This is a genomic window from Acidiluteibacter ferrifornacis, assembly GCF_009909615.1.
GTDB classification, from domain to species: domain Bacteria; phylum Bacteroidota; class Bacteroidia; order Flavobacteriales_E; family Vicingaceae; genus Acidiluteibacter; species Acidiluteibacter ferrifornacis.
Genome location: NZ_WWNE01000007.1, coordinates 1,052 through 23,330, shown reverse-complemented (window position 1 = coordinate 23,330; position 22,279 = coordinate 1,052). Strand labels below are relative to the sequence as shown.

Genomic DNA, 22,279 nt, shown 5'->3' with positions numbered 1-22,279 from the left:
ATCGCGTCCAGTCATGGACTGGAAGGTCGTCTAGCTTTGAGCTTGACCACCCCGACCAAGGAAAGCCTTGTACAATTTGTACAAGGCTTTTCTTTTGTCCAAAGTTTGAGTTTATTTGTTAGGAACTTAGTTGATGATTTTACTAAATTGTTCCTTCAATTTCAATTAGATGGCTCATTTCGTATATATTTTAAAAAGTCAAACCACGGGTAGGTATTATTTTGGGGAAACACAAGATATTGATGATCGTTTAAAAAGGCATAATTCAGGTCGTTCAAAATCAACCCAATCAGGAAGTCCTTGGGAGTTAGTCCAATTATTAGAAATTGAAAATCGAAGTGAGGCGAGAAAATTAGAATCAAAAATCAAACATATAGGAATTGAAAGGTGGATGAAGCGGTAGTCCGGTCATCTCGTCTAGCTTTGAGCTTGACCACCCCGACTAAGAAAAACCTTTTATCGAGAGATTGAAGGTTTTTTGTTAAGCAATTTGTGAACGCACTTAAATTGTACAAAATGTGAAAGGGAAATAGTGTATTTCGGTACTAAATGAAAGCACTCTGTGTGGTTAAATCGAGTACTTCGCGTAATGTGAATTATTTCGTGGGAAATAGAGTGTTATTCCTTATTGTAATTAACCTTTTTTTGCTAGAGGTGAAATCAATAACAAATAGATAGAATTCACTATCTTAGCACTCAACTACTGAAAAGAACTAAACTAGATTATTAATGGAATTCAACGAAGACACGAGAGTAAAAATCCCTACGATACTTCATCTAATTCAATTGGGGTACAAATACCTTTCGTTGAAAAATACTACGTGGGACAAAAGCACCAATATCTTTACCTCTATTTTTAACGAAAGCATTGCTCGAATAAACCCTGAATTTGATGCCAACGATATTAAACGTTTTTATGATGAAGTAGCACTAAGTTTAGAGAATGAAGATTTAGGAAAAGCCTTTTATGAAAAGTTAGTAGAACGATCAGGTAACCGTTTGATTGATTTTGAGAACTTTGAAAACAACGATTTTCATGTCGTAACGGAATTGCCTTACCAAAAGGATGATGACAATTTTAGACCTGATATTGTTCTGCTTATAAATGGAATGCCTTTAGCATTCATAGAAGTAAAAAAGCCTAACAATTTAGATGGAGTACAAGCAGAACGGAAACGGATTATCTCTCGTTTTCAAAACAAGAAGTTTAGAAACTTTGTGAACATAACGCAACTGATGGTATTCTCCAATAATATGGAGTATGATAATGGCGCAATTCAACCATTACAAGGGGCCTTCTACGCTACGCCATCTTATGGAAAACCTCATTTTAATTACTTCAGAGAGGAACATACTTTTAATCATTCTATTTTTTCTGGATTAAGTGATGCAGATGAAAATTGGGTTTTAAAAGACAATAACTTGTTGGGGATTAAAAGTTCTGCTGAATATCAAACAAATAAAAAATCAAACACACCAACCAATCGAATTTGTACCTCTCTATTTAAAAAAGACCGTTTGGCTTTTCTATTGGAATATGCCATAACCTATGTAAAACCAATAGAATCTGAGGATTTGCAAAAGCACATCATGCGATATCCGCAACTGTTTGCAACCAAAGCTATTGAACAAAAACTAGATGAAGGAATAAAAAATGGCATTATATGGCACACTCAAGGCAGTGGTAAAACAGCATTGGCGTTTTATAATGTAAAATACCTCACGAACTATTTTCGCAACAAAGGCATTGTGCCTAAGTTTTACTTTATTGTAGACCGATTAGATTTATTAACCCAAGCAAGCCTTGAGTTCAGAAGCCGTGGTTTGGTGGTTCACAATGTTAATTCTAAAGAGGATTTTACCAAAGAAATAAAATCGACTAGTGTCATACATAACGATACTGGGAAGTCAGAAATTACGTTGTAAACATTCATAAATTTAAAGATGACCCTGATGTTGTTCGTAACACCGATTACCAAGTAAACATTCAACGGATTTACTTTTTAGATGAAGTTCATCGAAGTTATAACCCAACGGGTAGCTTTTTATCGAATTTAAATGAGTCTGATCCATACGCCATTCGAATTGGATTAACAGGAACTCCGCTACTTGGTAGTGATTACAATTCAAAATCGATTTTTGGCGATTACATTCACAAGTATTATTACAATGCCTCTATTAAAGATGGGTATACACTGCGCCTAATTCGAGAAGAAATAGAAACCAATTACAAACTAAAACTGAAAGAACTCTTGGAGCAGTTTAAAACCATGAGAGGTTCTTTTAAAAAGGAAGATGCCTATGCACACCCAAAGTTTGTGGAAGCGCTGTTGGAGTATATTGTAAAAGATTTAGAACAATTTAGAATGACGGTTGGCGATGCTTCTGTTGGTGGAATGGTTATCTGTGATTCTTCGAAGCAAGCAAAAGCGCTTCAAGAAATATTTGAAACCAATTATGGCCATTCAGAGCCGCAGCACAACATGGCTGCTGAACCTAAATTAAGCTATGGAGAGCAAGAGAAAGCCAATAGGATGGTAACTCGTTCTGAAGTGATACTTCATGATGTTGGTGATAAGGATTTTAGAAAGGATTTAGTTGAGGAATTTAAAGAAGGAAAAATTGATATCCTTTTTGTCTACAACATGCTGCTAACTGGTTTTGATGCCAAACGATTAAAAAAACTTTACCTCACTAGAGTGATTAAGGCACACAATTTACTTCAAGCCTTAACCCGCGTAAATAGAACCTATAAAGACCACAAATACGGTTACATTGTAGATTTTGCTGACATTGAAAAAGAGTTTGATAAAACAAACCGAGATTACTTTAAAGAGCTGCAAGGTGAATTAGGTGATGAAATGCAGCACTATTCTGATTTGTTTAAAAAACCTGAAGAGATTGCCCAAGAAATTGAAATGATAAAAGACACTTTATTTCAATTTAATACCCAAGATGCAGAAGTGTTTTCTCAGCAGATTAGACAAATCAATGACCATGGCGAAATGCTAAAGATTGCCAAGGTGTTAGGTGATGCCAAAAGCTTGTACAACCTGATTCGTTTGTCGGGCAATTATGACTTTTTAAATGAACTCGATTTTAGAAAACTCGCGATACTCTCTAGAGAAGCGAACAACCGATTGGCTTTAATCAATACCAAAAAAGCATTGGAGAATGATTTGGACAATACCAATTTACTCAACATTGCCTTGGAAGACATTATTTTCTCCTTCACGAAAGTGAAAGAAGAAGAATTGGTTTTGGCTGATCAGTTAAAAAATATATTGCAGAAAACCCGAGAAAGTTTGGGTGGCAATTTTGACCCTAGAGACCCTGAGTTTATCTCGTTACGAGAAGAATTGGAGCGCTTGTTTAAGAAAAAGAACTTAAACGAAGTAAGCAAAGAAGAAATGAACTCCAACATTCAAGAACTAGAAGTGATCTACAACAAAGCGGTAGAGTTGGAAAGACAAAACCAATTGTTGGCTCAGAAATATGAAGACGATAAAAAATACGCTCGCTTGCATAAACGATTGATGGAGAAAGATCCGATAACAGATAAAGACCGAAAATTGGCTGAAGTTTTAATGGAATTAAAAGCAGAAGTTGACCAAGAAATTGATCAAAACAACCGACAAATGGACAATGAAAATTATGTTGAAAAAATGCTGCAACGCATCGTAGTAAAGCAGTTTAAAAATAAGTTGCCATTAGCAGCTGCTGATTACAAAAGAGTAAACCAATTATTGGTGAATGAATATTTAAATGAATATAGAGGGAATATTGCTTAACTCTCAATTGTCCACTTCGACTATCGCTCAGTGTGACAATTGAACAATTACATTTTAAAAATAGAACACACATAAATAACAAATGAGTAAAACAAAGGAATTTGAGCAGCAGATTAAAGATTTAATTGACGACCTAAAAAGCGTTTGTGCTCAATATGGATTAGGGAATGATGGAAACGAGTTTAAGGTTATTACACAGGTTTTTCTATACAAATTATTGAACGACAAGTTTGTTTACCAAATAAAAAAACTCGACCCTCGATTAGAAAAGGCAGGGAAAGATTGGGAATTGGAACTGAATAAATTCAGTGATGATGAATACGAAGTGTTAGAAATGGAATTGGGCGAAAAGACGGCCAAAATAGGAAAGAACCATTTTATACAAAACTTATTTGACCTGCAAAACGAAGCCAATTTTGCTAAATTGTTCGACAATACCTTGTTGGACATTGCCAAAGAAAACAGCGAAATATTCTCTGTATTGACTTCTGGAAAAACAAAGATTGTGTTGTTTGAAGAAGTGAGTAAATACGTAACTGACGAAAGAGATGCCTTTTGCAAGGCGCTTATTAATAAGTTAATAACCTTTAGTTTTGAAGGAATATTTGAAGAAAAATTTGACTTTTTTGCAGCTATTTTTGAATACCTGATTAAGGATTACAATTCGGATAGTGGCGGTAAATATGCCGAATACTTTACACCGCATGCTGTTTCTAAAATTATGGCGCGTTGTTTAGTAAATAATGAGGTAAGCAATGTAACTTGTTACGATCCAAGTGCTGGCTCGGGAACTTTGTTGATGAATTTGGCCCATCAAATTGGCGAAAACAAAAGCACCATTTACACCCAAGATATTTCTCAAAAATCTTCTTCTTTACTGCGGTTGAATTTAATATTGAACGACTTGGTGCATTCTTTACCCAATGTGGTAAAAGGCAATACCATAAAAGACCCATACCACAGATCGGAAGACGGTAAGCTTCAAAAATTTGATTACATTGTTTCTAACCCACCTTTTAAGTTGGATTTTTCTGATTATAGAGATGAGTTAGATAGCAAAGCCAACCAAGAACGTTTTTTTGCAGGCATACCCAATGTGCCTAAGAGTAAGAAAGAGAGCATGGCCATTTATTTGTTGTTTTTGCAGCACATCATGTACTCATTAAGTGAAAAAGGAAAGGCCGCCATAGTAGTACCCACCGGTTTTATAACCGCCCAAAGCGGAATAGACAAGAAGATAAGGGAGAAAATGGTGGAAAGTAAAATGTTGGCAGGTGTGGTAAGCATGCCCTCTAATATTTTTGCGACTACAGGCACCAATGTTTCCATTTTGTTTTTAGACAAAAGCAATAAATGCGATGTGGTATTGATAGATGCCTCTAATTTAGGAACCAAAGTAAAAGAAGGCAAGAACCAAAAAACGGTACTTTCTGAGGCTGAAGAAGACCGAATTATAGAGGTGTTTAATAGCAAAACCGCAGAAGACGATTTTTCTGTGGTGGTGAGCTACGAAGATATAAAAGCCAAAAACTACAGTCTAAGTGCAGGCCAATATTTTGAAGTAAAAATAGAATACGTTGACATAACGCCAGAAGAATTTGAAGAAAAGCTAAACGTCTTTAAAAGCAATCTGAGCGAATTGTTTGCTGAAGGGAAAAAGTTGGAAAAAGAGATTGAAAAGAATTTGGAGGGGTTGAGTTATGGGGATTAAATCTTGGCAAAAAACACCGTTAAAAGCTCTCTGTTCAAGAATTGGAGATGGTTTACATGGAACACCAACCTATGAGGAAGATTCAAATATATTTTTTATTAATGGAAATAATTTAAAGCATGGAAAAATTGAATTAAATGAGAATACGAAAACTGTAACCACCGAAGATTTTGAAAGGAATTATATTGAACTTAACCAAAATACTTTATTATTGGGAATAAATGGTTCAATTGGAAGTATGGCTTTTTACAACAATGAAAAAGTTATGTTAGGTAAAAGTGCTGCTTACTTAAACTTTAAATCTCCGATTAATCGTTTTTACTTTTATTATTTTCAACTGAAAGATGTTCAACAATATTTTTATAATGTTGCAACAGGTTCAACAATTAAGAATCTATCATTGAAGTCTATTCAAGATTTTGAAGTTCCATATCCTGATAAGTCTGAATGGTCAAAAATCGCCAAAGTACTTTCAGATTTAGATGCTAAAATAGAGTTGAACAACAAAATTAATGCGGAGTTGGAAGGCATGGCCAAATTGATTTATGATTATTGGTTTGTGCAATTCAATTATCCAGATAAAAATGGCAAACCTTATAAATCTTCTGGCGGAAAAATGGTTTTTAATGATGAGCTGAAAAGAGATATTCCTGAGGGTTGGGAGGTAGTCGAATTACAAGACATTGCAAATATTACGATGGGTCAATCTCCTCCTGGAGATTCTTACAATGAAGAGGGAATAGGAAAAGTATTTTATCAAGGCTGCACAGACTTTGGTTCTCGATTTCCAACAAATAGAAAATTTACTACTCAACCTTCTAGACATGCTCTAGAGGGAGATATCTTGTTAAGTGTGCGAGCTCCTGTTGGAACAATGAACATTGCAAATGAAGATTGTTGCATTGGTCGAGGTTTAGCCGCCTTAAACAGTAAAATTGGTTCAATTTCATCTTTAGATGGTGTATTACGATATTTAAAACAGGTATTTGATAGGAGAAACAGTGACGGAACAACTTTTGGTTCAATTACAAAAGGTGATTTGTTCTCATTATCAGTAATCAAACCACATGACAATGTGCTAAAGAAATTTAATTCAATCGTTCATCCAATGTTTGAGAAACAAAATAAAATTGGTCTAGAAAACCAACAGCTTTCCTCTCTTCGAGATTGGTTGTTGCCGATGTTGATGAATGGGCAGGTTTTGGTAAAAGGGGCTTATGAAAAGATGGAGGAAGTAGAGTTGGGCGTTGCTGCTGAGGGGGAAGGGGAGTATAAATAAAAGGATAGATTATGAAAAACAAATGTTTTGTCTGCCCTTTAAGAAATCAATCAGAGGAATGTGAACATTCTTTTGAAGATGGAAAAGGCTCTGAAGAACATATTCTGCTTCAATCATTAGGAGGAAAGCTTAAATCCAAACGGTTACTTTGTGATAAATCAAATAAAGAGTTTGGAAAAAAATATGACCTAGAAGTCTCTGATCAGTTAAAGTTGATTAAAGATATAATGGGTATAAATACTAGAACTAAAATCAAATCTATTGATTTAGTTGACCTAGAGGGGAGATTGAGACCAATTAAAGCTGGGAGCTATAAGCCAATGCATACCATTGATCTTGTTAAAGATAATGGAATAATAACTTTATCTTTTAAAAATGATGAAGAATTTGATAAAAAAAGAAAAGAATTAATTAATTCAGGAAAATATAAAGAAGAACGACCTGTAATAGAAAGCAAGTTTCTTAGACAATTTTCAAATAAATATTCTGAAGGTGAATACTTAACTTTTCAAATTAACAAAGACTATTTATTACATTTTCTAAAAGTAGCCATTGAGTTCTATTTATATTGTGGATATCCAATTCATAACATTGAAGGTAGTATCAGAAATTTAGAGAAAGAAATCGTTACGGATGGTAAAAATCCTAGAGTATTCGAATATCATCCTGAACATGATGTTTATGTACCTAAAGGAAATGAAATTTCGCATTTAATTCATTTAAGAGTTGATGGAAAAAAACACCTTATCTATTGCATGATTGAATATTTCAATTTTACTAGAACCATAGTTATTCTAAATGATAATTATAATGGTGATATAAATGAATTTAAGAATTATTGTTACGACTTACAAAATAAAAAACAGTTAGAATTATCTAAAAATGAAATAGATTTAGGTTTCAATAATTTCAACCTAAGAGAGTTTAGAAAATATTACTCTGAAAAGAATTCAATTGTACATAATGCTAGATTCAATAATTTGTGGGAAAAAATTGGAGCAGATTTAGTATCAAAAGGATTGATAGAAAGAATGTCAGATATAATTCCAATTAATAATAAAATAGGATGAACACAACCGTTAGAAGTTACTTAATTGAATTAGCTAGAAAGCGAACCGATCAGAAAGTTACCTATCAAGTTTTGTGTGATGATTGTAAGTTAGGCTTAGATATGTCTCAGCCATATGATAGAAAAATAATAGGAAATATTTTAGGTGAAATATCTGCATATGAATGTGAAAATAAAAGGCCAATGTTAAGCTCATTGGTTGTAAGAAAAGGAGATGGATATGAAGGTGATGGTTTTTTTAAGCTTGGAGAAGAGTTAGGTTTTGGAAATTGGAAGAAGTTAAGAGATGAAGGAATTTTTGAATATCAACAAATGACAGAAACCATTGAGAAATGGTCTAATGATAAATTTTATAATAAACACAAATAACTACTACCTATGGAAAAAGTAATCATTTCGTTGAATGGTCCTGGAAAGCAAGGAAAATCTTCTGTTGTAAAGCTCTTAGTATCGCGAATAAGACAAGCATACCCTGAGGCAGTAACTGAAAAATCGGTAGGAACCACAAACACCGAAAAGAAAGATGATATTAAAACCATCATTATCATCGGAACCATAAAAATCGGCATAGAGTCTACCGGAGACCCGGGAAGTAATTTAGAAAAGAGCCTGAAAGAATTCGTAAAAGTAGAATGTGACATTATTATTTGCTCAAGCCGCACCAAAGGAAAGCCGATGGAGTGGGTAAATGCGGTAGCCAACCATGAAGGTTATCAACTGATTAAAACGGGCAACCATCGGTATCGGCATTCTGAACAAGCTATTACAGACAAAAACGTGTTAAACGATTTAAGTGCCGACGCTCTGTTTTCTTTGTTCCAGTATTACCTGACATTACTAACCGATAAAAACAATAATATTTAACTGCTGAATTTATGATTGATTCATCTATCGAAACCCTACCTCTAATAGAAGCAATAGAGTTATACAAAATAAAACATTATCCACACTTAAAATGGATGAAGGATTATTACAAGAAGTTAAGCCTTTCACAAGCAATTGATCAGGGAGCAAGAGGCTTAAATCCTGAAAAAGGTGGCAAGCAACTCATGAATAGCCATCAACGGAGAGTAGGCTTGAAAAAGTGTGAAGAAGGTGCGCTTGCCTTATCTAAATGGGAAAAAGAGTTTCAGCAATGTTCAAATTTTAAAGAGTTATATGATACTACAATAAAAGCCAAACAGGGCATTAAAAAGTTAGGCCCATTATGGACTTATGATACTACTTTACGCATTGCCTTTAGCAAAGGAGAAAAGTATTATCCAAGAAAAGTATATGTACAGAGTGGAGTTAAAGACGGCATAAGAAAACTTTATAAAAATATGAAGCCACCTAGTAGGCGAAGTATTGAAGTTGATGACCTTTACATTCTTTCTTCTGAATTGAGAAAACTAAAACCATATATGCTTGAACACTTTTTTTGTGTTTGGGGAAAGAGTGAAAGAGGTAATGATAAGCCTAAAAGAAAATCAAGCCACTATTGCTAATTAAAGTTCTACTTGATAATCTTAAATACAACCTATGCCAATCTACCAAAATGTAAAATCCTCGCTTTCTAGCATTAAAGAAAAGCCTTTTAAATTAGAAAAGGAAATTCAAAACCTGTTTGAGTCCAATTTGGAAAACATTATGGGTTTGCAAATGGTAAAATCGGAGTTTACCATTAAAAACAAACGCATTGATACCTTGGGTTATGATAAAGAAAGTAAAGCCTTTATCATTATTGAATACAAACGAGGTAAGAACATTTCTGTGGTAGACCAAGGTTTGAGCTATTTGGGTTTAATGCTAGAAAATAAAGCTGACTTCATCATAGAATACAACGAAACTCAAAAGGAAACTTTGAAACGCAACGATGTAGATTGGTCGCAAAGTAGAGTTGTTTTTGTTTCCCAAAGTTTTACCGAAAATCAACGCTTGGCTACCAACTTTAAAGACCTCGGAATCGAATTGTGGGAAATAAAGCAATATGAAAACAATACGGTTTCTATCAATTCCATTAAGAAAGCAAAGTCGGCTGAAAGTATCAAACCACTCACCCAAAAGAACCAAGAATTTAAAGCAGTTCAAGATGAGATAAAGGTCTACACAGAGGAAGACCATTTAGCAGGGAAGTCTGAATCAACCATTGAGCTCTACGAGGAATTTAAGGATGCGATTTTAGAGTTGTCTAATAAAGCAGAGATTCGGGTTAAAAAGCAAGAAGTTGGTTTTGAATTGGAAGGTAAAATATTTTGTGATATTCATATTCAAAACAAAGGATTAAAAATGTGGATTAACTTAAAGAAAGGATCTTTAGATGACCCAAAAGAAATAGCTAGAGACGTTTCCAATGTTGGGCATTGGGGCAATGGAGATTATCAAATTCAAGTTTCTGACACGAAGAATTTGGAATATATTATGAGTTTAGTGAAACAAGCATTGTAAAGGCATCACAGTCCTTAATCTTGTTAAGTTTTAGTTAAAAATAAACCTGTAGGTTGATTTTATGAAGATAGTGTCTATATTTGCTGAGAATTTGTTTGCCTTTCATTTCGATGAAGAGGTAGAAAACGAATTCGCAAAACTTCTAGGAGAAGATGGAAAATGGACAGATCCGAGCTACCTCATAGAATTTGTAGAATTACATAAATCAGATGTACCTGACAATGAAAATATCAATGAATTACCTCAAAAACTAATTCAAAGTGCAGATGAAATCAACGATATACTATACCAAAGCAGTAAAGGAAAAGAAACCCTCGGAGAGTTTTTTAAACCACTCTACAATCAAGAATATCAAGAAGGTGAACTTTCTAGGAAGAAGGGAAGAAAAACCTATTTTCGATTATATGCCTTAAAAATAGATACGGAGTGTTTTGTTATTACAGGAGGAACGATAAAGTTTACTCATTTAATAAAAGACCGAACGCACACTCAAGACGAGCTGAATAAATTAGAAAGATGTCGCAGTTTTTTAAAGGAACACGACGTATTTGATTCCGATTCGTTCTATGAGTTCTTACTAGAAGATAACGAGTATTAAGATATGAAACCGACCAATAAAGAAAAATTTTTAGCTTTAGTAAGCGATCAAGACAAGCGGTCGCTAGACGCTATAACTTGGAGAGCAGAAAACCGGGGATGGTTAAAAAACGCTCAGGCTGTTGCGCTAAAAATACTACAAACCCTGAAGTCAAAAAAGATGACCCAAAAAGGGTTAGCCGCATTGATGCAAGTATCTCCTCAGCAAGTAAATAAATGGGTAAAAGGAAAAGAGAATTTCACTTTTGAAACCATTTCAAAAATTGAGGCAGCACTTGGTATTGAACTAATTCAGGTAGGCGTAAAAGAGACGCAAGAAATTAAAGTAGAAATCAAATTTAGCTTTCATCAGGCCATTCGAGCGGTTCATACGGTAGGGAACTACACCCATATTACTCACAACGAACCAAAAGTTATTCAATTGAATCAGCAAGGAGTTTGGGACAAAAATAAAAAATATGCCTACTAATAAAAAAGTTGGCTTTTATTTAGCCAATATTAATACTGAGCAGTTTGCAATTCTAATTAAAGAGTTAGAGAATGTTCCAGAACTAAGTTTGAACATTGACATCAATTTCGGAATAGACGCTAACACCAACATGATTGGTTGTTTTGTAAATATTAATTATTTGCAAAATGGTCAAGTTGCTATGGTAATAGAGGTGAAGTGCGAATTTCAAATTGAACAAGAAGCTTGGGCTAGTTTTATAAAGCCTGGTAAAAAGTTTAAAGTTTCAAAAGGGTTTCTGCAGCATTTAGCGATTATAAGTGTGGGCACTACACGTGGAATATTGCATGCTAAAACAGAAAAAACAGAATACAACCACTACCCTTTACCAACCATTAACGTTAGCGAAAAACTAAAGACAGATCAGGTATTTGATTTGGACTAATTAAATTTTAGTAAACCCTTATTTATCGCTTATAATCATATGCATATTGGATTAGAGTAGGGATTGGCAAGATTGGCCTAAAATACTTGTTTTTTTAATAGAAATAGCTCCCAAAATGGTGAATGTTTTTAAAATGCCAGTTGCTAAGCTTAATAGTTCTATTAAGATGGAATTGTAATTGATTCGTTAGTAATCACTACTGAAAAAGTTATCTTTGCGTAGCACAATGCAAAAGTAAATCTCCGGAAATTTCTCAATTTTTTCCTCCTGAAATTCAGATAGACAAGACCAATGAAGAAGCCTTAGGCCATTTTTTATTCAACGAAAACAGAAATAAACTAGTTTTCCAACTTTTTTATTCCATTATTAAGGACATAAAAAAATGAATTCTTTCTATAGCCTTGTAAAAATATCGCCTAATTCTTATACTCAAGATTCTATTATCATTGGATTAATCGTTTTTGATGGCATGTTATTTCATTTTCAATTTTCTGATTTAAAGAAGAGGATTGCAAAATCATTAATGAAAACTGATTCTAAACAAATAGAATTATTAGTGAAAGAAATAGCTGCTAATCTTCAAAAAGTAAATAACCAAAGCCAAAAACAAGAGCATAGTTTTTTTGATATCAATAATCCTATATCTGAAAACTACTTTGAATACTTGTCGAAGTATAGTAATGGTATATTAGGTTTTACTGCTTCTAAAGCAATCTATGATAGTATTGACGCTGCAAAATTTAATCAGCTTTTTCATTTATTGGTAGATCAAATAGAACCCATCCAAAAAGAAAAAAACTCAGAGAAAGAAGTACAATTTTACAAAAGGGTAAATTCAAAGTTAATTACTCGAGTAGCAAACAAGGTACATACTAATATTGAGTTAGATTCGAGATTTGCCCCTACGCTCTTGAGTGCCTTCAAAATAGATTGTATAGGAAAGAATGGAGCCTTTATAGGTGCGAAAACATTGCCACTTACTAAAACCACAGCTACTTTACACAAAGAGCTTAATACTTACATAAGTGTAATTGCACATCTAAAAACGATAAAGGCTGTAAATCATAATAACAACCAGTTCTTTTTAATTTCTGATGAACCTACTTCAAAGACTTCTGAAGAATTTAGAATCTACAAACAATTAAAAGATGCAGAGTCAATTTTTAACTTAATTAGCTCGGATGAATCTGAAAGTATAGCTGAGAAAATAGAATCTCAGAATGCTCAGATGTTTTTAGAAGGTTATTAATTTTTATCTTGACTAACTTTTCTTTTTAAATTGAAATTGATTTTACTCCTCCCCCTCAATCAATACATCAGATTTGAGCCCTCCGTGAAACCATTGATTAATCAATTAATTTAAACCCTAGGCCCAAACAACCAAAATCACTTTTGTATCCGATTATTCCTTTTTTAAGTCAAATTGAACGTTGAGTTAAGTTAGAATGTACGGTTATCATTGTCGAGTTTTTGGGTTTCTGTGAGGCAGTAGGTATGGAGTATAGGTCAACCCTAAAAAAAGCAGCCCGAATAAATCGGGCTGCTTTATGGTTATATAGAGTAGGGGATATTTTAAAACTTAATCTCTACTCTTCTGTTTTCTGCTCTACCTATTTTAGTCTCATTAGTAGCCACTGGCTGTCTGTCTGCCATACCTTCTGTGGTAATTCGGTCAGAGCTAATGTTTCTATCGGTCATGAATTTTTTAGCCACTTCAGCACGTTGTTCAGAAACCTCTTGGTTGACTTCATCGCGGCCCACATTGTCGGTGTGTCCAATTAATCTCACTTTAAGCGAAGGGTCTTTCTTCATAAGAGCAATTACCTTTAATAGGATTTGTTTGTCATCCTTACCTAAGTAGAATTGATTGAAAGGGTAATCCAAGGTGTAATTTCCTTTGTTCTCCTGATTAATAGGAGGAAGGATCTTTTCTGCTTTCGGTTCTACTTTTTTAGCAACTGACTTTTCAGTTGCTGGAGCTAGTGTGTTTGTTTTTTCTGGAGCTATTTTGGAGGCGGGAATTGGTTGGTTTTCCGTCATTTTTTCGATTCCTTTTGCAGGAGTATAAATTACCTCATCTCCTTCGGTATATGGAACCATTAAGAAAGGATTTTCATTGTCCTTGTCCGAGACTCCAACAATTTTATCTTCATCGTCGAGCAGATAAATCACTGCATCATCCATTTCCTCAGGAGTCATGTCCAACGGTCGGAGAGAATATATAATATCTGTTTTGATTTTTTCATAGGTAAAGTTTCCTTTATCATCCGTATAAATAGTATCAACTGGAAATCCATTTTCATCCCAGATTACTAACCCAGCGTTAGCGAGTGGCAATTGTTTATATTGAAATACCCCTTTCAAAATTTCAGTGTCATCGCTAACATCTTTCAATAAGAGTGAATTTTTATCCGCACTTAAGGTGCTCATCTTTTGTCTCTTTTTTCCATCTATATAAATGGATGAGCTTGCGATCTCTTCATCAGTCATATCGATAGGGCGCATTGAATAAGCTTGATCAAATTTGATTTTATTGTAGGTGAATTGGCCCTTTTCATTGGTGTAAATTGTATCCAAGGGTTCTCCCTTTTCATTGAAAAGAACTAAGCCTGTATTGGCTCTCGGAAGGTTGTTGTATTCAAATACTCCAACAATCATTTCGTCTTTTTGAACGAGAGGTTCTTCTTCTAGGAAGCTTTTCTCTGTACTGAGGTAATGCAGTCGCTTTTTAAGGTTTTCGCTTTCATCAAGTAAGTAAATTTTTGCTCCATCATATTTTTGAGCATCTTCTTCTGAAAGTCGGATGATGTAGCTTTCTTCCGGATTTAGCTTGACATAAGAAAATAAACCATTTTCATCAGTAACAACTTGATCTATTAATTGATTGTTTTCGTCATACACATTTAAGGTTAGCCCTTCTACCGGTAGGCCTTTGTAAATGAATTTTCCATTGATGACTTCACCATCGCCAATAAATCGAACTTCTTTGGTGAGTTTAGTGTAGTAGATATCACTAAAAATTTGCCCCCTGTTACTCGTAAAATAAACCTCTTCATTGTTCCCGATGATGAAGTAGGCATCAAAAAGTGGAGAGTTGATTGGTGCACCCATATTCAACGGATTGCTCCAATTAACCCAACTATCATCCAATCGATAAGTGACGAATATATCAGCATCTCCTAGTCCACCATGACCAGTACTAGAGAAATAAAGGGTTTTATTATCATCTGCTAAATAAGGGCTCAATTCGCTTTTTGGAGTGTTGATAGTTGAACCTAGACTAACAATGGGTAACCAATTCCCATCGCCTCCTTTGGTGCTGATGAATAAATCTTCATAATCGGAAGTGTCAGTATCAACTGGCATACTAATGAGGATGACGTTTTCATCTGGGTTAATGTAAAAAGAATAGAGTCCATCTCCGATTTCAAACCCGGGGATTTCAATTTTTACCAATTCGCTCCACTCACCATTTTCATTTTTTTCAGTCATCGCAATTCCTTTGGCTAACTTTCTTCTCGTCTGAACCGAGTTGAATACGTAGACGCGATTGCCATCTTTAGAAGTTCCGATTATGGCATTATTTCCATTGTCGTTCACAGCGTCAAATTGGTTAGTGGGACTTTGCCAAACTCCATCTTCGCGTTTAGCTTGCCACACTTCCTGTCCTTTACTTTTTTCCTTCAGACTACCTAAAACTGCTGTTCTAACAAAATACATTTTATCTCCATTTTGATAGGGAATAGGTAGACTTTCTTCAGCAGCGCTATTGAGTGGTTCTAGCTTTATTGGTGTTTCAAATTGCGGAAGAATGAACTGTGCATTTAAATCACTTAAGAAAAACAGTGCACTGAGAAGGAATAAATATCTAATCATAATGAATGATAATTGCGTTGAGGATAGGATTAAAATAAGGTGATTCCAACAAAGATTTCGTGGCTACCACTTGATTGATCACGAATATCGGAAAGGGTAAAGTCATAAGCATACCCAGCCTTTAATAAGTGATTCAATTGAAATCCTAGTAAAGCAGAGATGGCATCTTCACTTCTATAAGCTGCGCCTATCGAAAGGCTCTGCTTGTAGGTTAGGACAGTATTAATGTCGTAGCTGATTGGGCCAACCCCGGACTGCTTAACCAAAACAGCGGGAGAAAGTCGAAAATCATTGTTCAAATCAAAATGATAACCTCCCATAATCTGGTGTCTTATTTTTAACTGAGACCGCTCATTGAGGTTTGCGGTAGTTTCAATTAAATCCAACTTGTTTTGCATGAGGTCACTCGCTGAATATCCTACATAGAATTGGTCAGAGTAGAAGTAGGCTCCCGCATTGACGTTGAACATGTTTTGATTTTGTCCGGAAGCATAGGCCTCATAGGTTCTGTCTTCCGCGATTAACACTTCTGCTTTGGACTCTGTGAAACCTAGGTTGGTTAATCCCGCTGATACTCCAAATGCTAAATACATATCATTTAGAACTGGTAAATGTAGGGCATAAGTCAGCATCCCTTCGCTTTTGCGGAAAGCTCCATTTTCAATGGTGCCAATTTTAGCACCCATCGCATGTTTGAGTCTAGGTCTAGCTTTGGAAGTAGAAGAGTTACTAATTCTAAGTGCTGACCTTTCTGCTCCCTTCGGGCCGTTTAAAACGGTATGCCCAGTTCCGTAAAAAGTAGTTGGAGCGTCACTAACGCCAGCCCATTGTCTTCTAAAACCTAGTGAAACATCTAAATAATCACTGTTTCCTGCAGCAGCAGGATTGACAAGGAAGTGATTCAAGTTCCACATGGTGTATTGCTCTGTTATTTGTGCTTTTACGGACACTAAACTGAATAAACCTATGGCGAAAATTGCGATTGTATTTTTCATCTTTATTTTGATTTAAATCGAGTCTTATTATTACCTTAAAATGGATACAATTCCTGTTTTTACAGAATTTTTACCGGCTTTGTCTGTGGTTTTTACCACAAAATAGTAGGAGCCGACTTCGAGGTCTTTGCCTTCATACTTTCCATCCCAAGATTCATAATTGGTAGAAGAGAATACCTCATTTCCATTTCCATTGTATACTATTACTTCCACTGCTGCGAACTCTTCAGTGTTTTTAATGTCCCATGTATCGTTAACTCCATCTCCATCAGGAGTAAATGCAGTAGGAATTTTCAACAAATCAGAAACAATTACAACTACTCGATCGGTTCCAAAACAACCATCTGCAGAGGTTACCACTACAGTATACGCTGTGGTTTCTGCCGGACGAGCAAAAGGTGATTGAATCGTATTGCTTCCTTCAATACTAAAAGAAGGGGTCCAAACATAAGTCAGCTCAGTAGAATCAGATTCAACATTCAATTGAACACCATCATCTTTATAAATAGAAATGGTATCTCCTGCATTCGCAGTTGGATTAGAAGCCGCTTTCACATGGATAGTATCACTGCTAGAAGCACAGGTTCCATTAGAAATCGTCCAAATAAAAGAGTTGAAACTATTGTCAGGTATTTCCACTTCAGTTGTTGGGTCGTTGATGTTTGCAAACTGTCCATTTCCTGAAAGTACACTCCATACTCCATTTCCAATGAGCGGAGTGTTGGCATCAAGAGGGGTAATATTGACCTCACAAAGCGTAATGTCTTCTCCGGCATCGGCTGTAGTTGGTTCGTTATCGAAAGTAACAATAACGGTGTCAATTTGCGGATTACAAACACCATTGGTTACCGTCCAAATCAAAAGGTTATCTCCTCTTTTCAGGTTTGATACAGTGGTCGATGGGGCAGTGTTATCTGCAAAGTTAATAGTTGCATCAGGTGAAGTCCAACTTCCATTTCCAATCGTAATGGTATCTGCCGATAAAGCATAAGTGGGTTCACAAATATTGATGTCAACTCCTGCGTTTGCAACACTAGGGATTTCAAAGACAGTCACTGTAAATGAGCAAGTGTCTTTATTTCCTGCATCATCTTCTGCAACGAAGGTGTTGGTAGTTACCCCGAATGGGAATGCAGTACCACTCGCCAAGCCACTTATTTGTGTAACGGTTACTGAAGGACAGTTGTCCGAAGCAGTTGGAGTAGTATAATTCACTATCGGGTCACAAGTGCTAGTGTCTGCTTGGCAGGAAATAACTGGCGCTTCATTATCAGATACTGTAATGTCAAAGTTGATGGTGTCTGTATTCATTTCAGGATCATAAGCAATATAGGTTACGGTAGTTGTACCAACAGGGAATACGTCACCTGGAGTATAGTTTCCGACTAAAGAATCTAAGGTACAATTGTCAGTTGCTGTGGGTATAGTCCAATTTACGATGGCAGAACAATTTGCAGCATCATTATTTACCGAAATAGCAGCTGGGATGTTAGCGATTACAGGATCCTCGTTATCAGTTACAGTAATGGTAAACTGACAAGTATCGGTATTCATGGAAGGATCATACGAAATGTAAGTAACAGTGGTTACTCCGATAGGGAAGGTGCTACCTGGGGTAAAATTGCTCACCAATGAATCTACCATACAGTTGTCTGAAGCAGTAGGCGCAGTCCAGAAGACCATTGCATCACAGCTATTCGCATCGGTATTTACTGCAATATTTGCAGGACATCCACTTATGGTTGGTATTAGTGTATCTAAAACAGTGACCATACTGGTTGCAGAATCTATGTTTGAATATGCATCAACAGCATATAGTTTAATGGTATTTGCTCCTGTTTCTGCACAATCAAATTGGGTAGAATCCAACGTTAATGTGATGGCTGAGCAATTGTCGGAACTACCATTGTCAATGTCAGTAGTGGAAATGGTTGCGCTACCTGACGCATCCAAATAAACAGTAATGTTTTGAGCAATTACTATTGGATTGAGTGTATCTAAAACGGTTACGGTTGCAATTGCTGAATCCACATTGGAATTGGCATCTGTCACGTATAGTTTCACAGGATTAGCTCCTACTTCCGAGCAATCGAAGTTAGTAGAGTCAAGGCTTAGAGTGATTGTAGAACAGTTGTCACTACTTCCATTGTCAATATCTGCTGCAGTAATGCTAGCTGTTCCATTGGCATCTAAATAAACGGTGATGTTCTGAGCAACCACAGTAGGGTTAAGCGTATCTAAAACGGTTACTGTAGCAGTAGCAGAGTCAATATTTGCATTTGCATCCACTGCATACAGTTTTACGGTATTAGCACCTACTTCAGAACAATCGAAGTTTGCAGAATCGATTGTCAATGTAATTGCAGCACAGTTGTCTGCACTTCCGTTGTCGATGTCCGCAGGCGTAATACTAGCAGTTCCATTTACATCTAGGTATACTGTGATATTCTGAGTGATTATTGTAGGATTTAAAGTATCCAAGACAGTTACTACTACAGAAGTGGAAGCTATATTAGAACTAGCATCTGTTACCGTTAGTTTTACTGGATTTGCACCTACATTAGAGCAATCGAAGTTCGATGAATCGATGGCCAGAGAAATAGAAGAACAATTATCAGCACTTCCATTGTCTATATCAGCTGCAGTAATGCTGGCACTTCCACTTCCATCCAAGTATACCGTTATGTTTTGAGCAATAGCGGTAGGGTGGATAGTATCTAAAACGGTTACGGTTGCAACTGCTGAATCCACATTGGCATTGGCATCTGTCACGTATAGTTTCACAGGATTAGTTCCGACTTCCGAGCAATCGAAGTTAGTAGAGTCAAGGCTTAGAGTGATTGCAGAACAGTTGTCACTACTTCCATTGTCAATATCTGCTGCAGTAATGGTTGCGTTACCCGAAGCATCTAAATAAACGGTTAAGTTTTGTGCAACTACTGTAGGATTGATGGTATCAAGAACTGTTACGGTGGCATTAGCAGAGTCAATATTTGCATTTGCATCCACTGCATACAGTTTTACGGTATTAGCACCTACTTCAGAACAATCGAAGTTAGTAGAGTCAAGGCTTAGAGTGATCGTTGAACAGTTGTCTGAGCTACCATTATCAATATCAGAGGTAGAAATGGAAGCGGTTCCGTTGACATCTAAATAAACAGTGATATTTTGAGTGATAATGGTTGGGTTTAGGGTATCTAAAACAGTCACTGTGGCCGAAGCAGAAGAAACATTTGCACTAGCATCTGTTACAGTTAACAGAACAGGGTTGGCTCCAATTTTCGTACAGTCGAAGTTCGATGAATCGATGGCCAGAGAAATAGAAGAACAATTATCAGCACTTCCATTGTCTATATCAGCTGCAGTAATGCTGGCACTACCACTTCCATCCAAGTATACCGTTATGTTTTGAGCAATAGCGGTAGGGTGGATAGTATCTAAAACGGTTACGGTTGCAACTGCTGAATCCACATTGGCGTTAGCATCTGTCACGTATAGTTTCACAGGATTAGTTCCTACTTCCGAGCAATCGAAGTTAGTAGAGTCAAGGCTTAGAGTGATTGCAGAACAGTTGTCACTACTTCCATTGTCAATATCTGCTGTAGTAACGCTAGCTGTTCCATTGGCATCTAAATAAACGGTAATGTTCTGAGCAACCACAGTAGGGTTAAGCGTATCTAAAACGGTTACTGTAGCAGTAGCAGAAGAAGAGTTAGCGTTTGCATCGATAACTATAAGGTTAACCGTTTTTTGGCCAACATCTGTGCAATCGAAATTAGAGGAATCAACTACTAAAGTAATAGCCGAACAGTTATCGCTGCTTCCATTGTCAATGTCGGCTGCAGTTATACTCGCAGAACCAAGTGCATCCAAATAAACGGTAATGTTTTTAGCAATGGCTATTGGCTTTATAGTGTCTAAAACATTGACGATGGCAGTAGTTGAGTCTATATTCGAGTTGCCATCTGTCACGTAAAAGTTAATGGTGTTGTTTCCTACTTCAGAACAATCGAAAGTAGATGAATCTATGGCTAAAGTAATAGCCGAACAGTTATCTGAACTACCATTGTCAATGTCAGCTGCAGTTATACTTGCTGAACCCGATGCGTCTAAATAAATGGTTAGGTTCTTTGCAACTGCATTAGGTTTAATTGTATCTAAAATGGTTATTGTTGTCGATGAACTTAATGTACACCCATTCATGTCAGTCACAGTAATAGTATAAGTTCCTGATGCAACTCCAGAAATTGTATTATTAGTCGAAGAATTGCTCCATAAATAGGTATATGGTGCTACTCCTCCTGTAGCTGTAGCAGTAGCTTGGCCATTAGTAGAGGTGACACAGTCCGGAATACTGTCAACAACGATTGAAGTGGTTATGCTTGAAGGTTGCGTAATAGTTGCTGAACTTGTCGCAGTACATCCATTTAAGTCAGTAATAGTAATGGTATAAGTGCCTGCTGAAACACCTGTGATGGATGCGGTATTAGCTGCATTAGACCAAACATACGTATAAGGAGTAGTTCCTCCTGTTGCAGAGGCAGTCGCTCCACCATCAGCGAATCCACTACAAGAGACGTTACTGTCAACGACTGAGGTAGCTGTTAAAGTGGAAGGTTCAGTAATTGTTGCAAAACTGGAAGTAGAACATCCATTTGCATCTGTAATTGTAGCAGTATAGGTTCCTGAGGATATTCCTGTTATTGATAATGTGGTAGCCGCATTGGACCAAACATAGCTATAAGGGGTTGTTCCACCTGATGCTACTATTGAAGCACCACCGTCAGCCACCGCATTGCAAGAGGCATTGGAATCTACTGAAATTGAAGAGACCAATTGAGATGGTTCATTTAAAATGACACTTGCACTATCTGTACACCCATTGCCATCTGTAATGGTAACGGTATAGGTTCCTGCTCCTAAACTTGAAATTGAAGCTGAAGTTGCACTATTGCTCCAAGAATAGGAGAGAGGTGCAGTTCTTCCAGTGGCAGAAGCACTAAGTTGTCCATTGGAGTCGCCAAAACAACTTAATGGATTAGTAATAGATGTATTCGCCCAGCTTGGAGTAATTGTGTCTAATACCGTTACTGTGCTTACAGCAGTCGCAGTATTACTGCCTGCATCAATTACTGTAAGTGTAACTGAGTTAGTACCAATATCTGAACAAGTGAAAGCTGTTTTACTCGCACTTAAGGAGACTGAAGAACAGTTGTCTGTACTTCCATTGTCAATATCTGATGCAGTTATGCTCGCATTCCCACTTCCATCAAGGTAAACAGTGATGTTTTGAGCAGATGCTATAGGAGTAGTCGTATCAGCCACTGTTACTGTGCTTACAGCAGTTGCCGTATTGCTGCTTCCATCCGTAACGGTAAGTGAAACTGAGTTAGTACCAATATCTGAACAAGTAAAAGCCGTTTTACTCGCACTTAAGGATACAGAAGAACAATTGTCTGTACTTCCATTGTCAATGTCTGATGCAGTTATACTCGCATTCCCACTTCCATCAAGATAAACAGTAATGTTTTGAGCGATTGCAGAAGGAGCAGTAGTGTCTGCTACTGTGACAGAACTCACTGCAGTTGCGGTGTTGCTACTGCCATCTGTAACGGTAAGTGTAACGGTGTTTGCCCCAATG

The 22,279-nt window shown here is 36.3% G+C and carries 17 protein-coding genes and 1 pseudogene; 15 read left to right on the top strand and 3 right to left on the bottom strand.

The genetic code is table 11. From position 1 onward, the window contains the following. The first annotated feature begins 169 nt into the window (after positions 1 to 169). The 15 genes and pseudogenes from GQN54_RS08775 (at position 170) to GQN54_RS08715 (ending at position 13,016) form a co-directional block, all read left to right on the top strand. Positions 170 to 403, top strand: coding sequence for a GIY-YIG nuclease family protein (locus tag GQN54_RS08775; protein ID WP_160633172.1), 234 nt, complete (start codon positions 170 to 172; stop codon positions 401 to 403). 326 nt (positions 404 to 729) lie between these two features. Further along, positions 730 to 1,926: a type I restriction endonuclease gene (locus GQN54_RS15425; RefSeq protein WP_235933022.1), complete on the top strand. Its 1,197-nt coding sequence runs from the start codon at positions 730 to 732 to the stop codon at positions 1,924 to 1,926. 2 nt (positions 1,927 to 1,928) lie between these two features. Further along, positions 1,929 to 2,234: pseudogene (locus GQN54_RS15515) on the top strand (type I restriction endonuclease subunit R); the annotation flags it as partial. Positions 2,235 to 2,252: 18 nt separating this feature from the next. Next, positions 2,253 to 3,791, top strand: a complete 1,539-nt coding sequence (locus GQN54_RS15420) for a type I restriction enzyme subunit R domain-containing protein (protein ID WP_235933020.1) — start codon at positions 2,253 to 2,255, stop codon at positions 3,789 to 3,791. A gap of 82 nt (positions 3,792 to 3,873) precedes the next feature. Further along, positions 3,874 to 5,502 carry an HsdM family class I SAM-dependent methyltransferase gene (locus GQN54_RS08765; RefSeq protein WP_160633171.1) on the top strand — a complete coding sequence of 543 codons (1,629 nt, stop codon included), beginning with the start codon at positions 3,874 to 3,876 and terminating at the stop codon, positions 5,500 to 5,502. After that, entirely contained in the window at positions 5,492 to 6,781 is a 1,290-nt protein-coding gene (locus GQN54_RS08760; protein WP_160633170.1) for a restriction endonuclease subunit S, read from the top strand. Before GQN54_RS08765 ends, GQN54_RS08760 begins: the two co-directional genes overlap by 11 nt. Before the next feature lie 11 nt (positions 6,782 to 6,792). Continuing rightward, positions 6,793 to 7,851 (top strand): HNH endonuclease, encoded by a 1,059-nt coding sequence (locus GQN54_RS08755; RefSeq protein WP_160633169.1) that lies wholly within the window; start codon positions 6,793 to 6,795, stop codon positions 7,849 to 7,851. Then, positions 7,848 to 8,219: a hypothetical protein gene (locus GQN54_RS08750; protein ID WP_207554864.1), complete on the top strand. Its 372-nt coding sequence runs from the start codon at positions 7,848 to 7,850 to the stop codon at positions 8,217 to 8,219. Before GQN54_RS08755 ends, GQN54_RS08750 begins: the two co-directional genes overlap by 4 nt. 9 nt (positions 8,220 to 8,228) lie before the next feature. Further along, entirely contained in the window at positions 8,229 to 8,714 is a 486-nt protein-coding gene (locus tag GQN54_RS08745) for a hypothetical protein (protein ID WP_160633168.1), read from the top strand. 11 nt (positions 8,715 to 8,725) lie between these two features. After that, on the top strand, positions 8,726 to 9,337 hold the full coding sequence (locus tag GQN54_RS08740) for a hypothetical protein (RefSeq protein WP_160633167.1): 612 nt from the start codon (positions 8,726 to 8,728) through the stop codon (positions 9,335 to 9,337). Between the two features lie 34 nt (positions 9,338 to 9,371). Further along, positions 9,372 to 10,277, top strand: coding sequence for a DUF5655 domain-containing protein (locus tag GQN54_RS08735; protein WP_160633166.1), 906 nt, complete (start codon positions 9,372 to 9,374; stop codon positions 10,275 to 10,277). Positions 10,278 to 10,338: 61 nt separating this feature from the next. Beyond that, on the top strand, positions 10,339 to 10,875 hold the full coding sequence (locus GQN54_RS08730; RefSeq protein WP_160633165.1) for a hypothetical protein: 537 nt from the start codon (positions 10,339 to 10,341) through the stop codon (positions 10,873 to 10,875). A 3-nt stretch (positions 10,876 to 10,878) separates the two neighbouring features. Further along, positions 10,879 to 11,343 (top strand): helix-turn-helix domain-containing protein, encoded by a 465-nt coding sequence (locus tag GQN54_RS08725; RefSeq protein ID WP_160633164.1) that lies wholly within the window; start codon positions 10,879 to 10,881, stop codon positions 11,341 to 11,343. After that, complete coding sequence (locus tag GQN54_RS08720) at positions 11,333 to 11,767, top strand: hypothetical protein (protein ID WP_160633163.1); 435 nt, start codon at positions 11,333 to 11,335, stop codon at positions 11,765 to 11,767. The genes GQN54_RS08725 and GQN54_RS08720 overlap by 11 nt, the downstream gene beginning before the upstream one ends. A 382-nt stretch (positions 11,768 to 12,149) precedes the next feature. Then, positions 12,150 to 13,016, top strand: coding sequence for a DUF3037 domain-containing protein (locus GQN54_RS08715; RefSeq protein WP_160633162.1), 867 nt, complete (start codon positions 12,150 to 12,152; stop codon positions 13,014 to 13,016). A 323-nt stretch (positions 13,017 to 13,339) separates the two neighbouring features. Here the strand turns inward: GQN54_RS08715 and GQN54_RS08710 are convergent, their stop codons facing one another. From GQN54_RS08710 to GQN54_RS08700, 3 genes are all read right to left on the bottom strand, one after another. After that, on the bottom strand, positions 13,340 to 15,643 hold the full coding sequence (locus GQN54_RS08710) for an OmpA family protein (protein WP_160633161.1): 2,304 nt from the start codon (positions 15,641 to 15,643) through the stop codon (positions 13,340 to 13,342). A 29-nt stretch (positions 15,644 to 15,672) separates the two neighbouring features. Then, positions 15,673 to 16,638: a PorP/SprF family type IX secretion system membrane protein gene (locus GQN54_RS08705; protein WP_160633160.1), complete on the bottom strand. Its 966-nt coding sequence runs from the start codon at positions 16,636 to 16,638 to the stop codon at positions 15,673 to 15,675. A gap of 30 nt (positions 16,639 to 16,668) precedes the next feature. Beyond that, a partial coding sequence (locus GQN54_RS08700; RefSeq protein ID WP_160633159.1) for an HYR domain-containing protein occupies positions 16,669 to 22,279 on the bottom strand: 5,611 nt, incomplete at its 5' end.

Excerpts from the sequence above, each read along its gene's own strand:
- GQN54_RS08775 (WP_160633172.1), top strand. The coding sequence starts at position 170 with ATGGCTCATTTCGTATATATTTTAAAAAGTCAAACCACGGGTAGGTAT.
- GQN54_RS15425 (WP_235933022.1), top strand. The coding sequence starts at position 730 with ATGGAATTCAACGAAGACACGAGAGTAAAAATCCCTACGATACTTCAT.
- GQN54_RS08765 (WP_160633171.1), top strand. The coding sequence starts at position 3,874 with ATGAGTAAAACAAAGGAATTTGAGCAGCAGATTAAAGATTTAATTGAC.
- GQN54_RS08760 (WP_160633170.1), top strand. The coding sequence starts at position 5,492 with ATGGGGATTAAATCTTGGCAAAAAACACCGTTAAAAGCTCTCTGTTCA.
- GQN54_RS08755 (WP_160633169.1), top strand. The coding sequence starts at position 6,793 with ATGAAAAACAAATGTTTTGTCTGCCCTTTAAGAAATCAATCAGAGGAA.
- GQN54_RS08750 (WP_207554864.1), top strand. The coding sequence starts at position 7,848 with ATGAACACAACCGTTAGAAGTTACTTAATTGAATTAGCTAGAAAGCGA.
- GQN54_RS08745 (WP_160633168.1), top strand. The coding sequence starts at position 8,229 with ATGGAAAAAGTAATCATTTCGTTGAATGGTCCTGGAAAGCAAGGAAAA.
- GQN54_RS08740 (WP_160633167.1), top strand. The coding sequence starts at position 8,726 with ATGATTGATTCATCTATCGAAACCCTACCTCTAATAGAAGCAATAGAG.
- GQN54_RS08735 (WP_160633166.1), top strand. The coding sequence starts at position 9,372 with ATGCCAATCTACCAAAATGTAAAATCCTCGCTTTCTAGCATTAAAGAA.
- GQN54_RS08730 (WP_160633165.1), top strand. The coding sequence starts at position 10,339 with ATGAAGATAGTGTCTATATTTGCTGAGAATTTGTTTGCCTTTCATTTC.
- GQN54_RS08725 (WP_160633164.1), top strand. The coding sequence starts at position 10,879 with ATGAAACCGACCAATAAAGAAAAATTTTTAGCTTTAGTAAGCGATCAA.
- GQN54_RS08720 (WP_160633163.1), top strand. The coding sequence starts at position 11,333 with ATGCCTACTAATAAAAAAGTTGGCTTTTATTTAGCCAATATTAATACT.
- GQN54_RS08715 (WP_160633162.1), top strand. The coding sequence starts at position 12,150 with ATGAATTCTTTCTATAGCCTTGTAAAAATATCGCCTAATTCTTATACT.
- GQN54_RS08710 (WP_160633161.1), bottom strand. The coding sequence starts at position 15,643 with ATGATTAGATATTTATTCCTTCTCAGTGCACTGTTTTTCTTAAGTGAT.
- GQN54_RS08705 (WP_160633160.1), bottom strand. The coding sequence starts at position 16,638 with ATGAAAAATACAATCGCAATTTTCGCCATAGGTTTATTCAGTTTAGTG.